This window comes from Sporosarcina sp. ANT_H38, assembly GCF_008369195.1.
Classification (GTDB): Bacteria; Bacillota; Bacilli; order Bacillales_A; family Planococcaceae; genus Sporosarcina.
This window is the reverse complement of sequence record NZ_VOBC01000003.1, coordinates 330,159-350,476: the sequence shown is the minus strand read 5'-3', so window position 1 is coordinate 350,476 and position 20,318 is coordinate 330,159. Positions and strand designations below refer to the sequence as shown.

Below are 20,318 nucleotides of genomic sequence, written 5' to 3'. Positions count from 1 at the left end.
TTATCCACCCATTTGGTACAATGGTAAGTACAGACAGGATGGTGACAGAACGGTATGCAAAGTTGGTATAGTATCTTTCCAAAAAATCCTTGGCTTAGTATTTACGCGTGGGCTGTATTTTGTTTTCTTCCATTCTTTTTCATATTCAGATCATCGTCGCCGATTGAAATTTCTATTGGAATTTCATTGTTATTATTATTTTTCCTGTCGTATCGATTTTCATTCAAATCGAAGAGCGGGCTTGTTTATATGTGGATCAGTTTTGAAATTGTGATAAACGTCGTGATGACACTGTTATTTGGCTATGTATATTTATCTATATTTACTGCGTTTTTCATAGGTAATATTCGCAATCAAGTCGGATTCTTCATTATATACGGGCTGCATATCGCCATTACAATTATTGCGATTGTCGCAGGTTTTTTCATCGAACTCGACTTATTTCTTTCGCAAGTTCATTTCATTCTCATCTCGGTGATCGGTACAGTATTGTTACCGTTCAATTTATACAACCGGAATAAGCGAGAAAACTTGGTAGGGCAATTGGAACATGCCAATGAACGAATTTCGGAGTTGATTATCCTAGAGGAACGCGAACGAATTTCCCGCGATTTACACGACACACTTGGTCAGAAGCTATCACTTATCGGCTTGAAAAGTGATTTAGCGGGGAAATTGGTATCGCGTGATCCAAGAGCGGCTGAAAGAGAGCTGCGGGATATTAGGCAGACCGCCAGTACAGCGTTGAAGGAAGTTCGGGAGCTAGTTGCGGGTATGCGGGCAACTAAACTGGAAGATGAAGTGATTCGCATTAAGCAGATGTTGAAGGCGGCTGAAATGGAGTACACCATTGAGGGGAATCCGTCGTTCACCAACATACCGGCCATCGTTGAAAGCGTGTTGAGTATGTGCTTGAAAGAGGCTGTGACAAATGTTGTGAAGCATAGTTATGGAAAGACTTGCCGCGTTTCGTTTGAACAATTGCCGAATGAATTTGTCATCAATGTGGTGGACGATGGAATCGGCATTACAAGGGGTGGAGAAACGTCACCTGGAAATGGTTTGACTGGAATGCGTGAACGACTTGAATTTGTCAACGGAAGCCTTCGTGTCGAGGGTGGCGAAGGAACGAAATTATCGATTCGTGTTCCTGCAGTCATACAACATATTATGGAGAGTGATTGATGTGATACGTATTGTCATAGCGGAAGACCAAGGGATGATGCTCGGAGCACTTGGATCATTATTGAATATGGAAGATGATATGGAAGTAGTAGGGAAAGCGAAAAACGGCGAAGAAGCGGTGGCGCTCGTGAAAGAACATCAGCCCGATGTGTGCATCATGGATATTGAAATGCCGGTGATGACGGGACTAGACGCGGCAGAAGCGTTGATGGATGAGTCTTGTAAAATCATTATTCTAACGACATTCGCCAGAGCGGGCTACTTCGAACGTGCGAGGAAAGCGGGAGTTCGAGGTTATTTGTTGAAAGACGGTCCGATCGAGGAGCTTGTCAGTTCAATCCGAACAATAATGGATGGACGTCGAATTTACGCGCCAGAACTTGTCGACATTGCTTACGGGGACGGGGACGAAACAGCAAATCCTCTGACGGAGCGTGAAAACCAAGTGCTCGTCCTAATCGCTGATGGGAAGACGACAAAAGAAATCGCAGGCGAGTTGTACCTGACGCCTGGTACAGTGCGAAATTACATTTCTGCAATATTGGATAAGCTTGATGTTGGGAACCGAATTGAAGCGATTTCTCGGTTTAAGGAGAAGGGCTGGTTTAAGTGAATTGAATTGAATCAGAAGAGAGTGAGCCGACAGCGATGTCGGTTTTTTGTGTGGAGAACTATTTCAGATACTGGACAGTGCGAGCCCTTTTTCAGCTTGACTCTACCTACTATTTGCTCAATATAATCACCTATCCAAAACTGAGGAGTTATTTGCATTTTAATTCATATGTGATAACCTTTAGTAGAATTCAGCGCTGAATTCTTAGTATTTTCCGATAATCGAATATATTTGCTAGGGGGGCCTTTATAGGCTGAGACACATCTTTGATGTAAACCCTTTGAACCTGATCTAGTTAATACTAGCGTAGGGAAGCAGCTGAACCACTACAATCAGTTTTTTTTATTATGTAGTCAACAGCCGCCTTCCAGCTATGGAAGGCGGCTTTTATTATGTCGAAAATTAAACATGGAATGGGAGATTATGATAATTGGGATGGAAAATCAATTTTCTAAATTAGTAGAAGAACGTCAAGATGAATTGCTGCAATTACTTGCGGACTTAGTTCGTTTTCCAACAGTTAGTCCACCCGCCAGAAATACAGTCGAATTGCAACAATATATTTCAGGATTTTTAGAAAAGGAAAAGTTTGAGACGACAAGTTGGGACGTATTTCCTGAAGATCCGAATGTTGTCGGAATAAAAAAGGGGACTGATGGATTCCGATATAACAGCTTAATTATTAACGGACATATTGATATCGCTGAAGTTGGTGATGAATCAGAGTGGACCGTTCCAGTTTTTGAACTTACAACTAAAGATGGATTTGCATACGGCCGGGGAACGTCTGATATGAAAGGCGCCGTAGCGGCGACGCTATTTGCAGTGAAATTATTAAATGAATTGAATATCGAGCTTAAAGGCGACTTGCAAATTCAGTCTGTTATTGGGGAGGAAGCAGGTGAAGCAGGAACATTATCATGTGTGGAAAAAGGATATTCAGCAGACTTTGCACTTGTTGTCGATAGCAGTGATCGACAAATCCATGGGCAAGGCGGCGTAATAACTGGTTGGATAACGATTAAAAGTAAGGAAGTATTCCATGATGCGATGCGAATGAATATGCTCCATGCAGGTGGATCTGTCAAAGGTGCAAGTGCGATTGAGAAAATGATGAAAGTCATTGCGGGTCTTCAAGATTTAGAACGGCACTGGGCCGTAACAAAGCAATATCCAGGGTTTGCGCCAGGTACGAATACAATTAACCCCGCAGTTATTGAAGGTGGAAGACATGCAGCTTTTGTTGCGGATGAATGCAGGCTTTGGATTACGGTTCATTTTTATCCGCATGAAACGTATCAATCCGTTGCAGATGAAATCGAAGAACACTTAAACCGTGTCGCAATGGCTGATCCGTGGCTAAGGGAAAACCCGCTTCAATTTCGTTGGGGTGGAAAATCGATGATAGAAGAGCGAGGAGAAATATTTCCGGCACTTGAGATGAACGCAGATCATTTTGCTGTTCAGCTCCTTGCACAATGTCATGAAAAAATAGAAGATAATCCAGCATTCATTGGGATGTCCAAATCCGTGACAGATGCCGGATGGTTAGGTGAAGCCGGAATTCCAACAGTTATTTACGGTCCCGGAAAACTTGAAGAAGCACATTCGGTAGATGAAAAAATCAATATTGAAGAGTTACTGACTTTTACGAAAACGCTTATGCTATTTGTAATGAATTGGTGTAATACAAAAAAATAACGGTTGTTAAGACCACGCAGGGGGAATTTGTTATGTCAATCATAAAAACGCGGAAATTCACAGACAGATTGTTTGAAAATGCACAACCGATTTGGGAGAAAAATCATAATCATCCATTCGTCCAAGAGATTGGAAAAGGGACGCTTTCAGAAGATAAGTTTATTTATTATATGAAACAGGATTATGTATATTTAGTCGATTACTCGAAGCTTTTTGCGCTAGGTGTGCAAAAGTCGTTGAGCTTAGAGATGATGCAGAGTTTTTCGAAAACATTGCACGATACGATTCACTTTGAAATGGACTTACACAGAGCATTCGCGGCGGAGTTCGGCATTACGAAAGAAGAGCTCGAAGCAACAGAACCATCGCCTACGAATTTAGCGTACACACGTTATATGTTAAACGTTGCTCAAAATGGATCTTTAGTCGAACTAGTTTCCTGTTTACTTCCATGTGCTTGGGGTTATTGGGAAATTGGGAAGCTGCTCAGAAAACAATACGGAGACCAAATCGCTTCGAATAAGTATGCGAAGTGGATTGAAGCTTACGACTCAGACGAGTTTGCAGCAGGGGCTAAGTGGTTAATTGAGCTAATGGATCAATTGACAGAGGGGAAACCAGAACGCGAGCTAGTACAAATAGAGAAACACTTTCAAATGACGTCGAAATACGAATATCTATTTTGGGATATGAACTATAAACAAGAAAGATGGTCAATTTAATCTACTAGTGTGAGGGGGTAAAAATGACACTACTAATAAAAGATGTCTCCTATTCGTTTATGAATGAAGATAAGCAAAAAAATCAAGTGTTATCAGGGCTTAATCTGACAGTGGAACAAGGAGAGTTCGTCTCGATGATCGGAAGAAGTGGTACCGGTAAAAGTACGATTTTGAAGTTAATCACCGGCCTTCTGAAGCCGGAAGCGGGAACAATAACAATTCATGGAAAGTCAATTACGCTGGGTGATGTAGGTTATATGCCTCAGCATGACTTGCTGCTTCCGTGGAGGAGGATTATTGACAATATAATGATTGCTGGTGAAGTACAAAAAGGCTTAACAATTACAAAAGAAAAAGCCCGAAGTTGGTTGGAGCGGGTTGGTCTATTGGAATATGAAAACGCACTTCCGAAACAGTTATCCGGTGGTATGAGACAAAGAGCAGCTTTTTTGCGGGCGTTATTAACTGGAAAGGGCATTCTATTACTCGATGAACCTTTCGGGGCACTTGATGCGTTAACGAAAAAAGAGATGCAAACGTGGCTATTGTCCATTTGGCAAGAGCTTGATCAAACCATTTTATTTATTACACATGACCTTGAGGAAGCGGTGTTTATGAGTGACCGAATTGTTCTTCTTTCTCCGGATCGGTCACTAGAGGAGGTAGTGGTCGATTTACCAAGGCCGCGAACGCAAGAGATACAACGTTCAACGGAGTTGCTTATGCTACGTCAGAAATTGGAGAAGAAAATTGCTCATGACAACAGTTAAAAAGTGGTTCCAATCATATGCCTTATTTATTATAGCTTCAATCATTATGATGCTAGGAATCGAATGGATCGTTCATCAAAAGATTGTACCGGCATATATTTTGCCGGCACCGTCCAGTGTTGTTGTAGCAATTAGTAGAAATTGGCGACCGCTCATACAGGAACATTTAAGTATGACGATGTTGGAGTTTGCGATTGGATTTACGATATCTGTAATCGGTGGAATCAGTTTAGCAGTTTCCATGTTTTTTTCAAAAATAATAGAAAAGTTAATGTATCCTGCAGTGCTCATTTCACAAACAATCCCAATTATTGCTTTGTCGCCAATATTTGTCCTTTGGTTTGGGTACACAATTTGGAGCAAAGTTGCGGTGACAGTTCTTATCTCGTTTTTCCCAGTTGTTGTAGGAACTTTTGACGGGTTGCGATCTACAGATAAAGAATATGTAGATCTCTTACGTTCGATGGGTGCAACAAAACGACATTTGTTTCAAAAGCTATACTTTCCGTCTGCCTTGCCTTCTTTTTTTTCTGGACTGAAAATCGCCATTGTTTCTGCTTTAATTGGTGCAACAATCGGGGAATGGCTTGGTGCAAGCGAAGGACTTGGTTATTATAGCCGGAGAATGTCGGGAAATTTAAATGCTGAAGGTGTATTTTCTGCAATCACCTTGTTATCGATTGCAGGGATGATGTTGTTCGGTTTTGTATCAATCTTAGAAAAGCGGTTTTTAAGTTGGAAAAATGATTAAGTTGCTGGGGAGTTGGAATGTGATGGGGAAAAAGAGTTGGATAGTTCGGATAATGATGGTTGCCGTACTCTTAATGATACTTACCGGTTGTTCACAAAGAGGGAAGAGTAGCAGTGCAAACGAAAAAGAGTTAGAGGACATTAGCATTATGCTAGATTGGTATCCAAATGCGGTTCACTCTAGCATTTATTATGCAAAAGAAAAAGGTTTGTTTGAAGAAGAAGGATTGAATGTCACGATTGAAATGCCGGCCGAAACGAATGACCCACTAAAGCTAGCTGCCATTGGAAAGGTCGACTTAGCGATTAGTTATCAAATGCAAGTAGCACTCTCAAGAAGTGAGGAGATCCCGGTCGTATCCCTTGCCGCATTTGTAAGACATTCTCTAAACGGCATTATGTATAAGAAAGAGAGTGGAATAACATCCCCAAAAGATTTGGAAAATAAGACAGTTGGATTTGCTTCTTCTGAAATCAGTCAAGCAGTTGTAGAGACGATGGTAGAAACGGATGGTGGGGATCCGAGCAAGGTCAAAATGATGGATGTAGGATGGGATTTAATGCCTGCACTTGCCACAGATAATGTGGATGCACTAACGAGTGCGTATATTAACCATGAACTAGTTATTTTAAGAAAAGAAGGCTACGATATCGAAGTGGTGAGCCCTTCTGATTATGGTGTCCCGGAATCTTATGAATTGATTATCGTTACAGGGGAAGAAACGTTAAAAAAGAAGAAACCCTTATTTGAAAAGTTTTGGCGTGCATTGGCTAAAGGACAAGAAGCGGTGAAAGAGAATCCGGAAGCTGGATTACAAGTGTTATTAGATCATGAAAATAATAGTTTTCCTTTAGATAAGAAAATTGAAGCGCAAAGCCTAGAAATATTGTTACCGCTCATGGATGCTGAAAATCTTCCGTTTGGTTATCAAGAGGAGGAAAGTTGGGAAGCAGTTATTGATTGGTTAGTTGAAAAGAAAATTATACAAGAAAAGTATGATACGAAAGACGTTTTTGAAAATATTATGTCGAAGTAAGGTCACGGAGGTTAGGGTGGAATGAAACGATTGAATAAAACCAATAAGTTAACGTTGACGTCTATTATTATTGCAATTACAACATTATCAAGCCATCTAATTTTTATTCCAGTAGGGTTTACTAAGATCTTTCCAATTCAACACTTCTCCAATTTATTATTGGCTGTATTACTCGGACCTTGGTATGCAGTGTCTGGTGCATTTATTGTTTCGACATTAAGAAATATGCTTGGGACCGGTTCCATCTTTGCTTACCCAGGTAGTATGATTGGTGCGCTTTTGGCGGGTTATTTATTTCTGAAAACGAAGAAAATCGGCTTTGCTTTTTTGGGAGAAGTGGTTGGAACAGGGATAATTGGTGCAACGGCAACTTATCCTATAGGGGTGCTTCTATTCGGTAGAGAATTAACGCTGTTTGGTTTCATTCCCGCATTTATGATTAGTTCTTTTACAGGTGCAACTATCGCATTTATTTTGCTGACAACATTAACGAAAAATAAAGCAATCGGAGGTTATTTCTATGAAAACAGCACTGACAATCGCAGGATCTGATTCTGGTGGCGGGGCGGGGATTCAAGCGGATATAAAAGCGATGTCTGCTTTAGGTGTATTTGGGATGTCTGTAATTACAGCAGTAACAGCACAAAATACGCGTGAAATTCGTTCTGTTCAAAATATTGATCTTGCAATAATTCAGGATCAAATCGAAGCGGTTTTTGATGATATACAAGTGGGTGCAGTTAAAATCGGAATGCTTGCGAATGCTGAAACGGTCAATGTGGTTGCAGAGTCTCTACAGAAATACAAACCGAAACATGTCGTAGTGGATCCGGTAATGATTTCAAAAGGGGGGCATTATTTATTGCAAGAGTCGGCAGTAAATGCATTAGTAAACAAACTATTTCCGTTAGCGACGTTAATCACACCAAATATCCCTGAGACCGAAGCATTGGTAGGGAGATCGGTTCAAACTCAAGATGAGATGTACAAAGCATGCATCGAGTTAAAAGAAATGGGGACCGAAGCTGTGCTCATTAAAGGTGGTCATTTAACCGGCGATTCCAATGACCTTTACTATGATGGCGAGGACTTCCACTGGTTAAAATCAAAACGGATTAAAACGAAAAATACACATGGCACGGGCTGTACATTATCATCTGCAATCGCAGCAAATCTTGCGAAAGGTGCAACGTTGTTTGAGGCTGTAACGTTAGCAAAAAAATATATAACGACTGCAATTACACATAGTTTAGAGTTAGGTTCGGGACATGGACCGACGAACCATTTTTATGATTTATATGAAAAAGCGAACTGGGAAAAAACGAGATGAATAAGGAAAAAGTGATCGCTCTGTATTCAACTATTCGTAAGATAAATCCTCTGATCCACCATATTACGAACGTAGTTACCATCAATGATTGTGCGAATGTAACGCTTGCAGCTGGTGCGTCGCCCGTGATGGCAACAAGTGTAAACGAGGTAGAGGAAATGGTGCAATTAGCGGATGTACTCATTATTAATATTGGAACGATTCAAGCTGAAGGATTTAAGGCAATGGTTTTAGCGGGTAAAGCTGCAAATAAGAAAGGAGTTCCTGTTATTTTTGATCCAGTCGGGGTTGGTGCAACGGCATTTCGTAAAGGGAAGGCGAAAGAGTTACTACAACAAGTGGATGTTGCGGTTATTCGTGGCAATGCAAGTGAGGTAGATTCGTTAATTGGCGGTGCTTCCAAGACGCGGGGAGTAGATGAAGGTGACATTACTATAACTAGGAAAGAGCTTGCTGTAAAAGCAGCAAATCTTTTTTCTTGCGTAGTTGTCGTAAGCGGCAAGGTAGATACGGTTTCAAATGGTAAGGAAACGATTCAAATCGATAATGGGGACAGTTGGTTGAAAATCATTACTGGCACTGGTTGTATGACTACTTCATTAATCGGATGCTTTGCTGGAACAACGGATAACTACTTTTTAGCGAGTGTTGCTGGGATGTCTTTGATGAGTCTGGCTGGCGAGCGAGCAAAAGGTAATCTTCAAGAAGGTGAAGGAATTGGCATGTATAAAGTTCGGTTAATGGATGAAATTTTCAATATGAACGGGGATATTTGGAAGGAAGGGGTGCGTCTACTTGAATCTTGATTTGACACTTTATCTTGTTACGGAAGAGGCGGCTCCATTAGAAACATTACTGACAATTGTAGAAGAAGCAATTGAAGGCGGCGTTACTCTTGTTCAGCTACGGGAAAAAAGTAGTGATGGCAATGTTTTTTATGAGAAAGCAAAAGCATTGAAAGAACTACTTGATCGGTACGATGTTCCACTCATTATTAACGACCGCGTCGATGTTGCACTTGCAGTGAGCGCAGCTGGTGTGCACATCGGACAAAGTGATTTGCCACTTCACGCGGTTAGAAACATTTTGCCTCAGTCGATGATTGTTGGCGTTTCGGTTTCGACAGTGGAAGAGGCATTGTTAGCAGAAGAAACGGGTGCGAGTTATCTAGGAGTGGGTGCGGCATTTCCAACGGGGACAAAAAGTGATGCGAAAGTTCTACCGGCCGGAATACTTGAAGAAATTACACGGTCGGTTTCGATTCCATCCGTGGCGATTGGTGGGATTACGCTTGAAAACATCGAGTCATTATGGAATACAGGGATAGCTGGTGTTGCTGTTGTGTCCGCATTAATGCAAGCTGAAAATCCTACTCAAATTGCTCGAGAGTTTTTCTCGAAACAGAAATAAGTATGTACTACTTTTCATAAGACGAATGAGAATCGTCCATTTATTACAATACGAATAGATGGAAGGTTCTTGATTATTAATCGACAATCTTGCAGCTTTCCAATGTAAGAGATTTTGACCATTGTTTATTATACTGCTAATAAACCCCGTTACAAGTACGCTCAATATGTTACAATTCCACTAATTACGGAAAATTCAAACGAGGGGGAACAAACATGTTTGGAATCAATTTTGCAAGAGAACTTGACGATAAAGACAATCTTACCAACTACAAAGATGAGTTTTATTTACTGGAAAACACTATTTATATGGACGGAAATTCACTCGGTTTATTATCAAAACGGGCCGAGCGCACGCTGCACGAATTACTTAATTCGTGGAAAACACTCGGTATCGATGGCTGGACAGAAGGCGATAATCCGTGGTTTTACCTATCGGAGTCGGTTGGAGAAAAGATGGCGCCACTTGTCGGGGGAACAAAAAATGAGGTCATTGCAACGGGTTCGACAACGACAAACTTGCATCAGCTTGCCGCGACATTTTACAAACCATCGGGGACTAAAACAAAGATTCTCGCTGACGAACTAAATTTCCCATCGGACATTTATGCACTAAAAAGCCAACTGGCACTGAAAGGTTTTAATCCGGATGAACATCTTGTCCAGGTGAAAAGCAGGGACGGCCGATTTTTAAATGAAGATGATATCATCGAGGCGATGACAGAAGACATCGCGCTTGTCGTTCTGCCAGCCGTTTTATACAGAAGTGGGCAAATACTCGATATGGAGAAACTCACGAAAGCTGCAAATGAAAAAGGTATCCCGATTGGCTTTGATTTATGCCATTCCATCGGTTCGATTGAACATGCGCTGCATGAATGGGGTACGGACTTTGCTTTCTGGTGTACATACAAGCATTTGAACGGTGGACCTGGCTCAGTTGCAGGGCTGTTCGTTCATGACAAACATTTCGGGACAGCGCCAGGATTAGCGGGATGGTTTGGTTCGAAAAAGGAATCGCAATTTGATATGGATCATACAATGGACCCTGCGATGGATACGACTGCCTATCAAATCGGAACACCGCATGTACTTAGTTTGGCACCGATTATCGGGGCACTCGAATTGTTTGAAGAAATAGGCATTAAAAAAATTCGCGAAAAATCACTGCAGCTGACGGACTATATGCTGGCGTTAATTGAACAGGAACTGTCCACGCAAGGTTTCACAATTGGTAACCCGGTGGACGAATCGCGCGGTGGCCATATCTTGCTTGAGCATGTAGAAGCCGCTCGAATTTGCAAAGCGCTGAAAGAAGACGGTATTATTCCAGACTTCCGCGCGCCAAACGGTGTCCGACTTGCGCCGGTCGCACTTTATAATTCTTTTGAAGACGTCTGGCACACTGTGCAGAAACTAAAAATCATCATGGATGAAAAACGCTACGAGAAATTTGAGAATAAACGAGGTGTTGTCGCATGACGGGGCAATGGATTGATATTTCACAGCCACTGCAAAATGATATCGCGGAATGGCCGGGTGACACACCATTTGCATATGAAGTTGCATATTCAAAAAACGAAACTGGTTCAGTGAATATTGGGAAGCTAACAACAAGTACGCATATGGGAACACATATTGACGCACCGTTTCACTTCGATGACAACGGGCTAAAAGTGCTCGATTTACCGATTGATTTATACATCGGGCGTGCACGGGTGCTCGACGTTTCGGGAAAAGAAAGTATTGGTCGTGCTGACTTAGAAGACATCGATTTCGGAGGGGCAGTACGGATTTTATTGAAAACAGGTAGCCGCCCTGATCCAAATGTATTCCCGGAAACTTTCACGTATTTGCGCGCAGATATCGGTCCATTATTGCTAGAAAGAGGAGTTCGTCTTATTGGCGTCGATACACCATCCGTTGATCCGGAAACGAGTAAGACGGTCAGTGCCCATCATTCTCTCAATCAAAATGGTGTCATGATTTTAGAGAATATCGTGCTAAGCGCAGTAGAACCGGGTGATTATGAACTGATTGCATTACCACTTCCTCTAAAAGATGGCGATGGCAGTCCAGTTCGCGCAGTATTACGACCAATCGAAGGAGGACCACACCAATCATGACTGAAAAAGGAATTCACACGGATTTCAAAGATAATATGACTTACGGAGAGTATTTGAATCTAGACAAATTACTATCGAGTCAGCAACGTCTGTCTGGCCATCATGACGAAATGTTGTTCATCGTCATTCACCAAGTAAGCGAGTTGTGGATGAAACTCATTTTGCATGAGCTTAATACGGCCATAGAATTAATTGAAAAAGATGAGTTGCCGGGAGCGTTTAAAATGCTTGCACGCGTGTCGAAAACGCAGACGCAGATTATCCAGGCGTGGGATGTATTGTCGACACTAACACCCGCCGAATATATGGAATTTAGGGACAGTTTAGGTCGTTCATCAGGCTTCCAGTCTTACCAGAACAGGCTTATTGAGTTCGCGCTCGGTTATAAGCAACCGCATATTTTAAAGATTTACGAGAAAGATCCCGAACTCGCAAGTGACTTAGAAGCGGCATTTCGCGCACCAAGTATTTACGATGTGGCGATACGTGCACTTTCGAGGGCTGGCTTCGCGATAAACCCGGAACTGCTCGAACGCGATTTCACCGTTACATACAAAGGGGATTCGTCAGTGGCGGATGCGTGGATGAAAGTATACCGCGACGTTGATAATTACTGGGATTTATATCAGCTTGCGGAGAAGCTAGTCGATATCGAAGACAGTCATCAGCAGTGGCGCTTCCGTCATATGAAAACCGTTGAAAGAATTATCGGCTTTAAAATGGGGACGGGTGGTTCGTCTGGTGTGAATTACTTAAAGTCTGTACTGGATCATCAGTTCTTTCCAGAGTTATGGGATGTGCGGACGAAGTTATAACAGCTCATAAGTTGTCAATCATCAACAATAAGCCATAGAAACTCCGCCAACAAATCGAGTTGGCGGAGTTTTAGTATCTTATTCAAAATAACTTGAAATTTATTTTTCTTGTTCACTAATTGGAGGCAAGTTTGTCGGCAATAAACCTGTCGAACTGATTGCCCGTCGACAGTAGTTCTCCTCCGCGAACCGCTGTGGTTCACTGCCACGACCTTGAAATATCCAGTAAGCGAACAATGTGCTTGAAATTATGTTGCCCTACCGAAATTACCAATCATCGATAGGCGGACTTATTGTTAATTCCATTATAAGCACCACCATTACTGAGTTGTTCTAGTATTATATTCGGCAAGGACGGGGGTTGTGTGTGCGTTACAGATTGTACGCAGTCGTCGAAATGAGTGATAGAATTAGCGTATTGGGACTAATAATCAAGAAAAATGATAACAGTAGAAATGGAGGGTTAAACATGCGTTGGATACTAATTATTATCTTGGCGATAGCAGTAGAATTTTTCGCGCGTTTTCTAACGAGGAAAATGGAGGATAAGAAGAAAAGAGAAAAATTGCTTGCGCTCATCTGGTTTGGATTTGGGGCGGTTTTGGTCGTCATTTGGGTAATCAATCGTTTTCTATAGACAGCTTGTACACTAAAACTTAAGAAATTCTTCATGATAATACTAGGTAATTCTTCACTATTACCGTTCATGATTAAGGTAATGAACTCTTATTACTGAAAAGGTGTGGAAAATATGAAGAAATTGATCTTTATACTAGTGATACTTGTGTTGAGCGTTACATTTGTGATGAACAACAAAGAGAAAATTTTTGAGAAAGCAGATTTAGCGATTACTGCAAATGCAATTATTCTGATAGACGCTGGTACGGGTAAAGTAATTTACGAGGAAAATAGCGCGGAGTCGTTACCAATCGCAAGTATGTCTAAGTTGATGACGCAGTATCTCGTGCTCAATGCCGTCAAAAACGGTAATTTATCATGGGAGAGTAAGTACCAGCCAAGTGAAGCGATACTACAAAATGTAGGGCAATCCGCTGCAGTCAAACTCGGCATGACAGCTGGTAACTCGTATACATTGAAAGAACTGTTCTCGGCTATGACGGTTAGTTCTGCAAATGACGCAGCGGTGGCACTTGCTGAAATGGTGAGTGGAACGGAAGAAACGTTTGTTAATTTGATGAATAAACAAGCCAGCATTTTCGGTCTGAAGGAGACGACGTTCTTCAACGCAAGCGGACTTGATGGTGATTACATTGGCAAAGGGCACGAACAAACAAATCGTGCCTCTGCACGTGACGTGTCAGTTATTGCGCAAAAGCTGATTGCCAAGCATCCCGAAGTACTCGACTTCACAAGGCTTCCGAGCTTCAAAACGGGGAATGGAACTACGTTGTGGAGTACCAACTTGATGCTTGCGGGCATGCCCGAAGCCTTTGAGGGAATCGACGGATTGAAAACAGGCTTTACAGATCAGGCGGGCTCTTGCTTTGTCAGTACTGGAGTTTTTGATGGACGACGCATTATTTCTGTCGTAATAGATGTTGAAGCAGCTGGGGAAGATAACACAACTCCGAGATTTGATTTGACGAGAGAGTTGATTGAGAGATTTGTGTTGGATAGTTAAATGGACAAAGAAGAGCAAATCAAATTTACAGACATCTTGGAAATTCATGTTTTAGAGATTCCTAAAGTGTAGCTAGCGAAGAATTGACTGTTGGAGATCTATTAACCAAGTGGATGTTATTTCAATCTGGAGATGACAAAGTAAAGGGGGAGGTTGCGATGACTGACGTGGGAATTGAAAAAGCTAATGATGAATTGCATCGGATTAGTGAAGATGAAGTGATGCGTGAACGTAAAGAAGAAGGCAAAAAAGAAACTGTTCTTAGCATGCATACTGAAGGGTTTCCGGTTGAAACGATCGCTAGGGTTATGAAAATGCCCGAAGAAAAAGTACTTTCCACGATTAGTCACACACAATGAAAAAATGAAGTCCTGCCGAAACCTTTGGTGGGGCTATATTTAATTACAGAAGTATTAGAGGTGGTATACGACGAGTAATAGGGAAGTGCCATTTTTAAATGTGAATCCAATTTACTCGCATGTTATACTATTCATACAAAATCCCCTAAAAATGAGGCGATAAACATGATGGAAAAAGCACAAGTAAATGAATGGAAAAAGAAACTCCCTCTTTTAGAACAGCTAATAGCGCATGAAGAAGTACTGTGGCTCAACCCCTTAATGGAGTCAACAACAACGGGACTTTCTAAAACAGGTGTGACTGTACCAAACGTAAAAGATGCATCTGACCGACTAAAACGTTTCGCACCATATATCGCGCATGTCTTCCCGGAAACAAAAGCGTCGAATGGCATTATCGAATCACCGATTACTGCCATTCCGAACATGAAAGAAGCGCTTGCCAATCAATACAAAGTAGCAATCTCTGGTGAACTTCTACTGAAAGAAGACAATGCACTACCGATTTCAGGTTCTATCAAAGCACGTGGAGGAATTTACGAAATCCTAAAACACGCCGAAACACTTGCAATTGAAAACGGATTGATAACAACAGAAGAGGATTATGTTAAATTTGCAGAGCCGGAATTCACTCGCTTATTCGCCAAACATAAAATCGCTGTCGGCTCAACAGGAAATCTTGGTCTAAGCATCGGCATCATGAGTGCCAAGCTCGGTTTCGATGTTACTGTTCATATGTCTGCAGATGCGAAACAATGGAAAAAGGATATGCTACGTGAAAAAGGCGTTACGGTCGTTGAGTACGCTGATGATTATAGCAAGGCCGTTGAAGAAGGGCGTCGCCAAGCAGATGCAGATCCTTCATGTCATTTCGTTGATGACGAAAACTCACTCGACTTATTTTTAGGTTACGCAGTTGCGGGAGAACGTGTTGCAGCGCAGATGAAGGCGCGTGGTACAGTCGTTAATGAAGACAACCCGCTGTTCGTTTATCTGCCATGTGGTGTTGGTGGTGGTCCTGGAGGTGTAGCATTTGGATTGAAGCTCGCATTCGGCGATGCAGTCCGCTGTTTCTTCGCAGAACCAACGCATTCTCCATGTATGATGCTCGGTATGATGACTGGTCTTCACGACAAGGTTTCAGTTCAAGACTTTGGTCTAGACAATAAAACCGTTGCAGACGGGCTCGCAGTAGGCACAGCTTCTGGATTCGTGGGCAAGACGATGGAACCGTTATTATCCGGTTGTTACACAATCGCGGACGAAACGATGTTCAAGTTATTAAAACTTCTTGCAGATACAGAAAACATTCGACTAGAACCATCTGCGCTTGCAGGGATGACAGGCCTAGTACATGCCATTCGTGGAGATGTGAAAGATGCTAATTTAGCAAATGCTACACATCTGGTCTGGGGAACAGGTGGCAGTATGGTACCTGAAGTAGAGATGAATTTGTACTATGGTATGGCTGGGAAATAATTCGCTTTATTTCCCGGGAAATCGACAGTATTTGGGAAATAATTGCCCGTAAGGAGAAACCTCACAGAAGTGTGAGGTTTTTTGTCTTTATTGGGCACTTTTTAGTCCATCTTCTCTTTATGCGAGAATGGACATTTTCCTTGAATCGGCTCCACATCATCCCCAATAAAAAATTGTTTCCACTCGTTATGTTCAGGGTCTCCGAAATGGCTAATATCCGGATGTTTCGGCAGCTGATCCCATAACTCAACACGCTCACGTACTTTTTCTCGTGACATGACTCCACCCTTTTCCGTCCCTTTCAACCCTTCGAAGATGCGACGAGGCTGAAAACCGAGCACCATTGCATTGCCAAGATCTCGCGTTCTTCGCTGCTTGTAAGCCGGTGCATTGCCAAACACAAAAATCGGCTCGCCATGAAAACGGAAATCCCACAGATGATGGGCAGGATCGCGGGGACTATCTGCAGGCCATTCGATTTCATCCACACCATGCAAGTACTGCAATATTTCCCAGAACTGCTTCCTGTACTCATCCAAAGAACCTTCTGTTTCAAATGGCTCAACAAACACGAATAACCCATGCCTCTTATGTGCGGGATCTTCGAAAAGTGCCAAAAATGACTTCAATGTTTCCGGCAAATTGGACCAGTCGTTCTGTGTTATATACCCATAGCGCAATTCGCCCTTAAGCTCTCCTCCCATACCGAAATAACAAGGAAACGTCTTATCGGTAACAGTTTTATGGAATGTCCGGTATTCCTTCAACAGCCAATCAGGCAAATCGGTACGTTCCGCAAAATCCTCTTTTGTCAATAAAGCCTTATCTTTCAGAATCATCGTTTCTCCTCCATTTAACTCAATATCTATATATACCCATTCCCGTTAGGTGCGGGAGCAAACCATTAAAATGTTTAAATAGTATTTGATGGGGAAGTGTAAAGAAGACTAAAGAAATTGGAGGATCCAACATGAATTCCCCTATAGAAAATACAGACACAATAAAATGCGATACAGAGTATGATACGCTGCAACGCGTCATCCTATGTCAACCTAAGTTTATGGCGATTGACGAAGTAATCAATGCTGTACAAAAAGAATACGAAGATGAGAACATAAATGTCGGACTCGCAATGAAACAACATAAAGAGTTTGAAGAACTCCTTATAGAACATGGAGTCGAAGTGATCAAATTGCCCTCATCCGAACAATTCCCGGAACAAGTATTTACACGTGATATCGGATTTGCTGTTGGTGACGACATTTTCGTTGCGGAAATGGCAAGTGATATTCGTAAAGGGGAAGAAGAGGCGTTAGAAGAATGGTTGGAAGAAGAGGATATCTCGTTCCAGACGACAACGAATCGAGTAGAGGGCGGAGACGTCATCGTAGATCGAGGTACATTGTATGTCGGAATCAGTAGCCGTACATCCATTGAAGCAGCTGAGAAATTAAATGCTGATCTTCCAGATTACACAATTATTCCTGTTCCATTCGATGAAAAATACTTGCATCTCGACTGTGTATTTAACATCCTGTCACCCGAAGTAGGGCTTATTTTCCCAAAAGCACTCGATCCTGAAGTAGTCGACATGCTTTCGGCCAAATACAAGCTCATCGAAGTATCCGAAGAAGAACAATTCACGATGGGCACAAACGTCTTATCAATCGGTAACAAAAAAGTGTTCAGTCTACCGCAAAACAAACGAGTCAACGCACAAATTCGTGCACAAGGATTTGAAGTCATAGAAGTCGATTTCTCGGAAATTATCAAATCCGGCGGCTCCTTCAGATGTTGCTCGATGCCGGTCAATAGGGAATAGAAACGATGAAAAACCTCACTGTGGAGTGGGGTTTTTTATTTGCAAGACAATAAGAATGCATGCGAAATAGTGCCAAACGGTCAAACAGTCAAACAGATAACAAACTACTATCATATAGTATGGTACGGAGGTGAAAAAATAATGGAGCAACCTAAAAGAAATAAGAAGGTATTGAAATTTAACAGTATCACTGATTGTGGAAATAGAGTTGGATGCTGGCCACGCATAAAAATAAACTCTACTTGCATTGGAGATATCCCGAAAAGTACCCCTATAGATAGTATCACGCCGACCATAAATAGATATTTTTATATCCCGACCACTGACATTGATTTGACGAATGGGGTAACTATTCCTTCAAATCTATTTTTAAATGATAATGGAAACATAACCACTCACTTTTCGATTTTCAACCCAAGCGGGTACGTTAATCTATACATCAACGGGATAATGCAAGAGGGAGGATTATATACAGTAAATACGAATTCCTTAATTATTATTCCTACTGCTTCAAAAATCTCAGACAGTAATTCAATTATTATTGAATCAGTGGGGTTTTCATACGAATAATAAAGCTTGTTTTTTGGACAGCCCTGTCACTTCGTAGAGGTCTTACATTTACTATAAAGTAGACAAAAGGAGGTGAATAAAATGGCGCTATCCCTTATTAATATTCATGTTGCTGTTACAGGTACTTCGACAAGGTTTTTTAATGTATTGGCAGCACCTTTAGCTGTCGTCGACGGTACTACTGTCGCTGCAACTACTTTTTTGAATGACAATGGAACGGCTGCAACAGCTTTTCCAGTAGTAACGAATGGGTACTACAATCTCTATTTGAACGGTGTACTACAAGAGGGCGGTTTGTATGCCATTACTGCAACAGAATTAACCTTTAATGGTGTCACTGGCAATATATCTGCAGGAACTCCATTGGTTATAGAAGCTGTAGAGTTAGTTACAGTAACGTAACTGAAATTTTGGCTTTGTGAGACAAGTTTAGAGATGGACATGAACACTAGCCGACTAATCTATGACCGATTGAAAACTACTGAGAAATACCTCGCAATAAGAAAGTCCAGTCCCCAAAAGTAATTTCCTCCTCACATCTGCCCAATTTCAGCAATAGAAAAAGAGAAGATATCCAAGATGGGAATCTTCTCTTTTTCTATTGCTATTCCACTTTAGAAAACAAATCATTCAACGCTTCACTCATCGAGGGATGTGTGAAGATTGTATCTCGCAAAAACGTATACGGCAATTTCGCTTCCATCGCAATACGTACTGCATTAATCATTTCACTAGATTCAGCACAAAATAGCGTGCAACCTAAAATCTCTTGTGTGTCTGGATCTACAAGGGCTTTCAATAGACCATCCGTTTGTTTCACGACACGGGCACGCGGAATCGCAGCTGCTGGAAGTGTTACCACTTTGTAGGCAATCCCTTTTTCCTTGGCCGTTTTTTCATTTAACCCTACCTGTGATAAAACCGGATCGATGAAAACAGAATAGGGAACGTTGCTACGAGCTTTTCTCGTATAGCTCCCATCGCCAATTAATTGGCTTTTGACAATACGGAAGTCATCAAGTGAAATATAAGTAAACTGAGGTCCACCATTGACATCGCCTAATGCCCAAATATTTTTAGCCTTCGTTTTCAACGAATCGTCAACCACAACTGCTCCTCTGTCATTTACTTCTACGGAAGTGTTTTCGAGGCCTAATCCTGCAGTATTTGGTTTTCTTCCTGTAGCAAGTAACAGTGCATTACCGTAGGCTTCCGCATGATTAGTATCGCCCGTCTTATAAGAAACGACCACGCCTCCATCACGGTTTTCAATGGACTCGACTTTGCTGTCTACTACAAACGTAATATTTTTCGCCTCAAGCACTTTTTTTGCTTCTTCTGCGATATCACGATCTTCGTTTTCTAAAAAGGTAGATGAACTGTCAATAACCGTTACCTCTGAACCGAAGTTCGCATAAATCGAAGCAAATTCTAAACCGATATAGCCTCCGCCGATGATAACCAACTTTTCGGGAAGCTTATCTAATTGCTGTAAAGTGGTTGAATTATAAACAAAATCAGCCGCCTCTAGTCCCTCAATTGGCGGAGTGATAGGGGAAGATCCTGTGTTAATAAAGAATTTATCTGCTGTTAACTCGAATTGTTCGTTGTCAGTTTTCACTTGGACCTTGTCATCATCTAAAAAGGAAGCGACTCCAGTAAAGACCGTGACTTTTTCAAGATCATCTAGCATATGAAAATTTTTATCTCGTAAAAATGAAGTTAAATGATCCTTTTCTTCTATCGCTTCCTTATAAAATTCCATTTTAGGTACTTCTGAGTATTTCCGATTATTAGATTGAAAAACGAGTGATTTCGTTGGAATACAAGCGATGTTGATGCACGTTCCACCATACATTTCTGCCGATTTTTCAATCATTGCAACGCGCTGTCCCTCTTTGGCCAGCATTGCCGCCAATGTCTTTCCACCTTTACCAAAACCAATTATGACTGCATCAAATTTCTTCATTGTTCAACCTCCTTGTCTA

23 protein-coding genes and 1 riboswitch are annotated in these 20,318 nt (G+C 41.6%); of the genes, 21 read left to right on the top strand and 2 right to left on the bottom strand.

Going from position 1 to position 20,318, the window contains the following annotated elements:
- Nucleotides 1–54 precede the first annotated feature (54 nt).
- From FQ087_RS17240 to FQ087_RS17160, 18 genes are all read left to right on the top strand, one after another.
- Nucleotides 55–1,185 carry a sensor histidine kinase gene (locus FQ087_RS17240; protein ID WP_149581823.1) on the top strand — a complete coding sequence of 377 codons (1,131 nt, stop codon included), beginning with the start codon at nucleotides 55–57 and terminating at the stop codon, nucleotides 1,183–1,185.
- Between the two features lies 1 nt (nucleotide 1,186).
- Nucleotides 1,187–1,798 (top strand): response regulator transcription factor, encoded by a 612-nt coding sequence (locus tag FQ087_RS17235; protein WP_149581822.1) that lies wholly within the window; start codon nucleotides 1,187–1,189, stop codon nucleotides 1,796–1,798.
- A 226-nt stretch (nucleotides 1,799–2,024) separates the two neighbouring features.
- Nucleotides 2,025–2,128: riboswitch (TPP riboswitch) on the top strand.
- A gap of 105 nt (nucleotides 2,129–2,233) precedes the next feature.
- Nucleotides 2,234–3,499, top strand: coding sequence for an acetylornithine deacetylase (locus FQ087_RS17230; protein ID WP_149581821.1), 1,266 nt, complete (start codon nucleotides 2,234–2,236; stop codon nucleotides 3,497–3,499).
- A 32-nt stretch (nucleotides 3,500–3,531) separates the two neighbouring features.
- Nucleotides 3,532–4,221 carry a thiaminase II gene (gene tenA / locus FQ087_RS17225; protein ID WP_149581820.1) on the top strand — a complete coding sequence of 230 codons (690 nt, stop codon included), beginning with the start codon at nucleotides 3,532–3,534 and terminating at the stop codon, nucleotides 4,219–4,221.
- A gap of 23 nt (nucleotides 4,222–4,244) precedes the next feature.
- A complete protein-coding gene (locus FQ087_RS17220) occupies nucleotides 4,245–4,991 on the top strand; it encodes an ABC transporter ATP-binding protein (protein WP_149581819.1) in 747 nt (248 codons plus the stop codon).
- Nucleotides 4,978–5,742, top strand: coding sequence for an ABC transporter permease (locus tag FQ087_RS17215; protein ID WP_149581818.1), 765 nt, complete (start codon nucleotides 4,978–4,980; stop codon nucleotides 5,740–5,742). The genes FQ087_RS17220 and FQ087_RS17215 overlap by 14 nt, the downstream gene beginning before the upstream one ends.
- A 22-nt stretch (nucleotides 5,743–5,764) precedes the next feature.
- The gene (locus FQ087_RS17210; RefSeq protein WP_149581817.1) at nucleotides 5,765–6,778 is read left to right on the top strand and encodes an ABC transporter substrate-binding protein; all 1,014 of its coding nucleotides are present in this window, start codon (nucleotides 5,765–5,767) and stop codon (nucleotides 6,776–6,778) included.
- A 21-nt stretch (nucleotides 6,779–6,799) separates the two neighbouring features.
- Nucleotides 6,800–7,330: an energy coupling factor transporter S component ThiW gene (thiW, locus tag FQ087_RS17205; protein ID WP_149581816.1), complete on the top strand. Its 531-nt coding sequence runs from the start codon at nucleotides 6,800–6,802 to the stop codon at nucleotides 7,328–7,330.
- The gene (thiD, locus tag FQ087_RS17200) at nucleotides 7,299–8,108 is read left to right on the top strand and encodes a bifunctional hydroxymethylpyrimidine kinase/phosphomethylpyrimidine kinase (RefSeq protein ID WP_149581815.1); all 810 of its coding nucleotides are present in this window, start codon (nucleotides 7,299–7,301) and stop codon (nucleotides 8,106–8,108) included. Before thiW ends, thiD begins: the two co-directional genes overlap by 32 nt.
- A complete protein-coding gene (thiM, locus tag FQ087_RS17195) occupies nucleotides 8,105–8,914 on the top strand; it encodes a hydroxyethylthiazole kinase (protein ID WP_149581814.1) in 810 nt (269 codons plus the stop codon). Before thiD ends, thiM begins: the two co-directional genes overlap by 4 nt.
- On the top strand, nucleotides 8,904–9,518 hold the full coding sequence (gene thiE / locus FQ087_RS17190; protein WP_149581813.1) for a thiamine phosphate synthase: 615 nt from the start codon (nucleotides 8,904–8,906) through the stop codon (nucleotides 9,516–9,518). Before thiM ends, thiE begins: the two co-directional genes overlap by 11 nt.
- Nucleotides 9,519–9,733: 215 nt before the next feature.
- Nucleotides 9,734–10,999, top strand: coding sequence for a kynureninase (gene kynU / locus FQ087_RS17185; RefSeq protein ID WP_149581812.1), 1,266 nt, complete (start codon nucleotides 9,734–9,736; stop codon nucleotides 10,997–10,999).
- Nucleotides 10,996–11,643, top strand: coding sequence for an arylformamidase (gene kynB / locus FQ087_RS17180; RefSeq protein WP_149581811.1), 648 nt, complete (start codon nucleotides 10,996–10,998; stop codon nucleotides 11,641–11,643). The genes kynU and kynB overlap by 4 nt, the downstream gene beginning before the upstream one ends.
- Nucleotides 11,640–12,458, top strand: coding sequence for a tryptophan 2,3-dioxygenase (kynA, locus tag FQ087_RS17175; RefSeq protein WP_149581810.1), 819 nt, complete (start codon nucleotides 11,640–11,642; stop codon nucleotides 12,456–12,458). The genes kynB and kynA overlap by 4 nt, the downstream gene beginning before the upstream one ends.
- A gap of 469 nt (nucleotides 12,459–12,927) precedes the next feature.
- A complete protein-coding gene (locus FQ087_RS22530) occupies nucleotides 12,928–13,095 on the top strand; it encodes a hypothetical protein (RefSeq protein ID WP_188006793.1) in 168 nt (55 codons plus the stop codon).
- Between the two features lie 114 nt (nucleotides 13,096–13,209).
- Nucleotides 13,210–14,100, top strand: coding sequence for a D-alanyl-D-alanine carboxypeptidase family protein (locus tag FQ087_RS17170; RefSeq protein WP_149581809.1), 891 nt, complete (start codon nucleotides 13,210–13,212; stop codon nucleotides 14,098–14,100).
- Between the two features lie 158 nt (nucleotides 14,101–14,258).
- A complete protein-coding gene (locus FQ087_RS17165; protein ID WP_149581808.1) occupies nucleotides 14,259–14,459 on the top strand; it encodes a hypothetical protein in 201 nt (66 codons plus the stop codon).
- A 168-nt stretch (nucleotides 14,460–14,627) separates the two neighbouring features.
- Entirely contained in the window at nucleotides 14,628–15,938 is a 1,311-nt protein-coding gene (locus FQ087_RS17160; protein WP_149581968.1) for a D-serine ammonia-lyase, read from the top strand.
- 101 nt (nucleotides 15,939–16,039) lie between these two features.
- On the opposite strand, the gene FQ087_RS17155 is transcribed toward FQ087_RS17160, so the two are convergent.
- The gene (locus FQ087_RS17155) at nucleotides 16,040–16,777 is read right to left on the bottom strand and encodes a YqcI/YcgG family protein (protein WP_149581807.1); all 738 of its coding nucleotides are present in this window, start codon (nucleotides 16,775–16,777) and stop codon (nucleotides 16,040–16,042) included.
- Between the two features lie 131 nt (nucleotides 16,778–16,908).
- Here FQ087_RS17155 and FQ087_RS17150 point away from each other — a divergent pair, with 131 nt between their 5' ends.
- The 3 genes from FQ087_RS17150 to FQ087_RS17140 all read left to right on the top strand — a co-directional run bounded on the left by FQ087_RS17150 (nucleotide 16,909) and on the right by FQ087_RS17140 (nucleotide 18,732).
- A complete protein-coding gene (locus FQ087_RS17150) occupies nucleotides 16,909–17,760 on the top strand; it encodes a dimethylarginine dimethylaminohydrolase family protein (protein ID WP_149581806.1) in 852 nt (283 codons plus the stop codon).
- 141 nt (nucleotides 17,761–17,901) lie between these two features.
- Entirely contained in the window at nucleotides 17,902–18,330 is a 429-nt protein-coding gene (locus FQ087_RS17145) for a DUF4183 domain-containing protein (protein ID WP_149581805.1), read from the top strand.
- An 81-nt stretch (nucleotides 18,331–18,411) separates the two neighbouring features.
- A complete protein-coding gene (locus FQ087_RS17140) occupies nucleotides 18,412–18,732 on the top strand; it encodes a DUF4183 domain-containing protein (protein WP_149581804.1) in 321 nt (106 codons plus the stop codon).
- Nucleotides 18,733–18,934: 202 nt separating this feature from the next.
- Here the strand turns inward: FQ087_RS17140 and FQ087_RS17135 are convergent, their stop codons facing one another.
- Nucleotides 18,935–20,299, bottom strand: a complete 1,365-nt coding sequence (locus FQ087_RS17135; protein ID WP_149581803.1) for an FAD-containing oxidoreductase — start codon at nucleotides 20,297–20,299, stop codon at nucleotides 18,935–18,937.
- Between the last annotated feature and the right edge of the window lie 19 nt (nucleotides 20,300–20,318).

What these genes read in the sequence shown, in the direction of transcription:
- FQ087_RS17160 (WP_149581968.1), top strand. Translation starts at nt 14,628, where the DNA reads ATGGAAAAAGCACAAGTAAATGAATGGAAAAAGAAACTCCCTCTTTTA.
- FQ087_RS17135 (WP_149581803.1), bottom strand. Translation starts at nt 20,299, where the DNA reads ATGAAGAAATTTGATGCAGTCATAATTGGTTTTGGTAAAGGTGGAAAG.
- FQ087_RS17215 (WP_149581818.1), top strand. Translation starts at nt 4,978, where the DNA reads ATGACAACAGTTAAAAAGTGGTTCCAATCATATGCCTTATTTATTATA.
- FQ087_RS17230 (WP_149581821.1), top strand. Translation starts at nt 2,234, where the DNA reads ATGGAAAATCAATTTTCTAAATTAGTAGAAGAACGTCAAGATGAATTG.
- thiD (WP_149581815.1), top strand. Translation starts at nt 7,299, where the DNA reads ATGAAAACAGCACTGACAATCGCAGGATCTGATTCTGGTGGCGGGGCG.
- FQ087_RS17140 (WP_149581804.1), top strand. Translation starts at nt 18,412, where the DNA reads ATGGCGCTATCCCTTATTAATATTCATGTTGCTGTTACAGGTACTTCG.
- FQ087_RS17155 (WP_149581807.1), bottom strand. Translation starts at nt 16,777, where the DNA reads ATGATTCTGAAAGATAAGGCTTTATTGACAAAAGAGGATTTTGCGGAA.
- thiW (WP_149581816.1), top strand. Translation starts at nt 6,800, where the DNA reads ATGAAACGATTGAATAAAACCAATAAGTTAACGTTGACGTCTATTATT.
- FQ087_RS17240 (WP_149581823.1), top strand. Translation starts at nt 55, where the DNA reads ATGCAAAGTTGGTATAGTATCTTTCCAAAAAATCCTTGGCTTAGTATT.
- FQ087_RS17220 (WP_149581819.1), top strand. Translation starts at nt 4,245, where the DNA reads ATGACACTACTAATAAAAGATGTCTCCTATTCGTTTATGAATGAAGAT.
- kynA (WP_149581810.1), top strand. Translation starts at nt 11,640, where the DNA reads ATGACTGAAAAAGGAATTCACACGGATTTCAAAGATAATATGACTTAC.
- tenA (WP_149581820.1), top strand. Translation starts at nt 3,532, where the DNA reads ATGTCAATCATAAAAACGCGGAAATTCACAGACAGATTGTTTGAAAAT.
- thiM (WP_149581814.1), top strand. Translation starts at nt 8,105, where the DNA reads ATGAATAAGGAAAAAGTGATCGCTCTGTATTCAACTATTCGTAAGATA.
- kynU (WP_149581812.1), top strand. Translation starts at nt 9,734, where the DNA reads ATGTTTGGAATCAATTTTGCAAGAGAACTTGACGATAAAGACAATCTT.
- FQ087_RS17150 (WP_149581806.1), top strand. Translation starts at nt 16,909, where the DNA reads ATGAATTCCCCTATAGAAAATACAGACACAATAAAATGCGATACAGAG.
- FQ087_RS17165 (WP_149581808.1), top strand. Translation starts at nt 14,259, where the DNA reads ATGACTGACGTGGGAATTGAAAAAGCTAATGATGAATTGCATCGGATT.
- FQ087_RS17170 (WP_149581809.1), top strand. Translation starts at nt 13,210, where the DNA reads ATGAAGAAATTGATCTTTATACTAGTGATACTTGTGTTGAGCGTTACA.
- FQ087_RS17145 (WP_149581805.1), top strand. Translation starts at nt 17,902, where the DNA reads ATGGAGCAACCTAAAAGAAATAAGAAGGTATTGAAATTTAACAGTATC.
- FQ087_RS22530 (WP_188006793.1), top strand. Translation starts at nt 12,928, where the DNA reads ATGCGTTGGATACTAATTATTATCTTGGCGATAGCAGTAGAATTTTTC.
- kynB (WP_149581811.1), top strand. Translation starts at nt 10,996, where the DNA reads ATGACGGGGCAATGGATTGATATTTCACAGCCACTGCAAAATGATATC.
- FQ087_RS17210 (WP_149581817.1), top strand. Translation starts at nt 5,765, where the DNA reads ATGGGGAAAAAGAGTTGGATAGTTCGGATAATGATGGTTGCCGTACTC.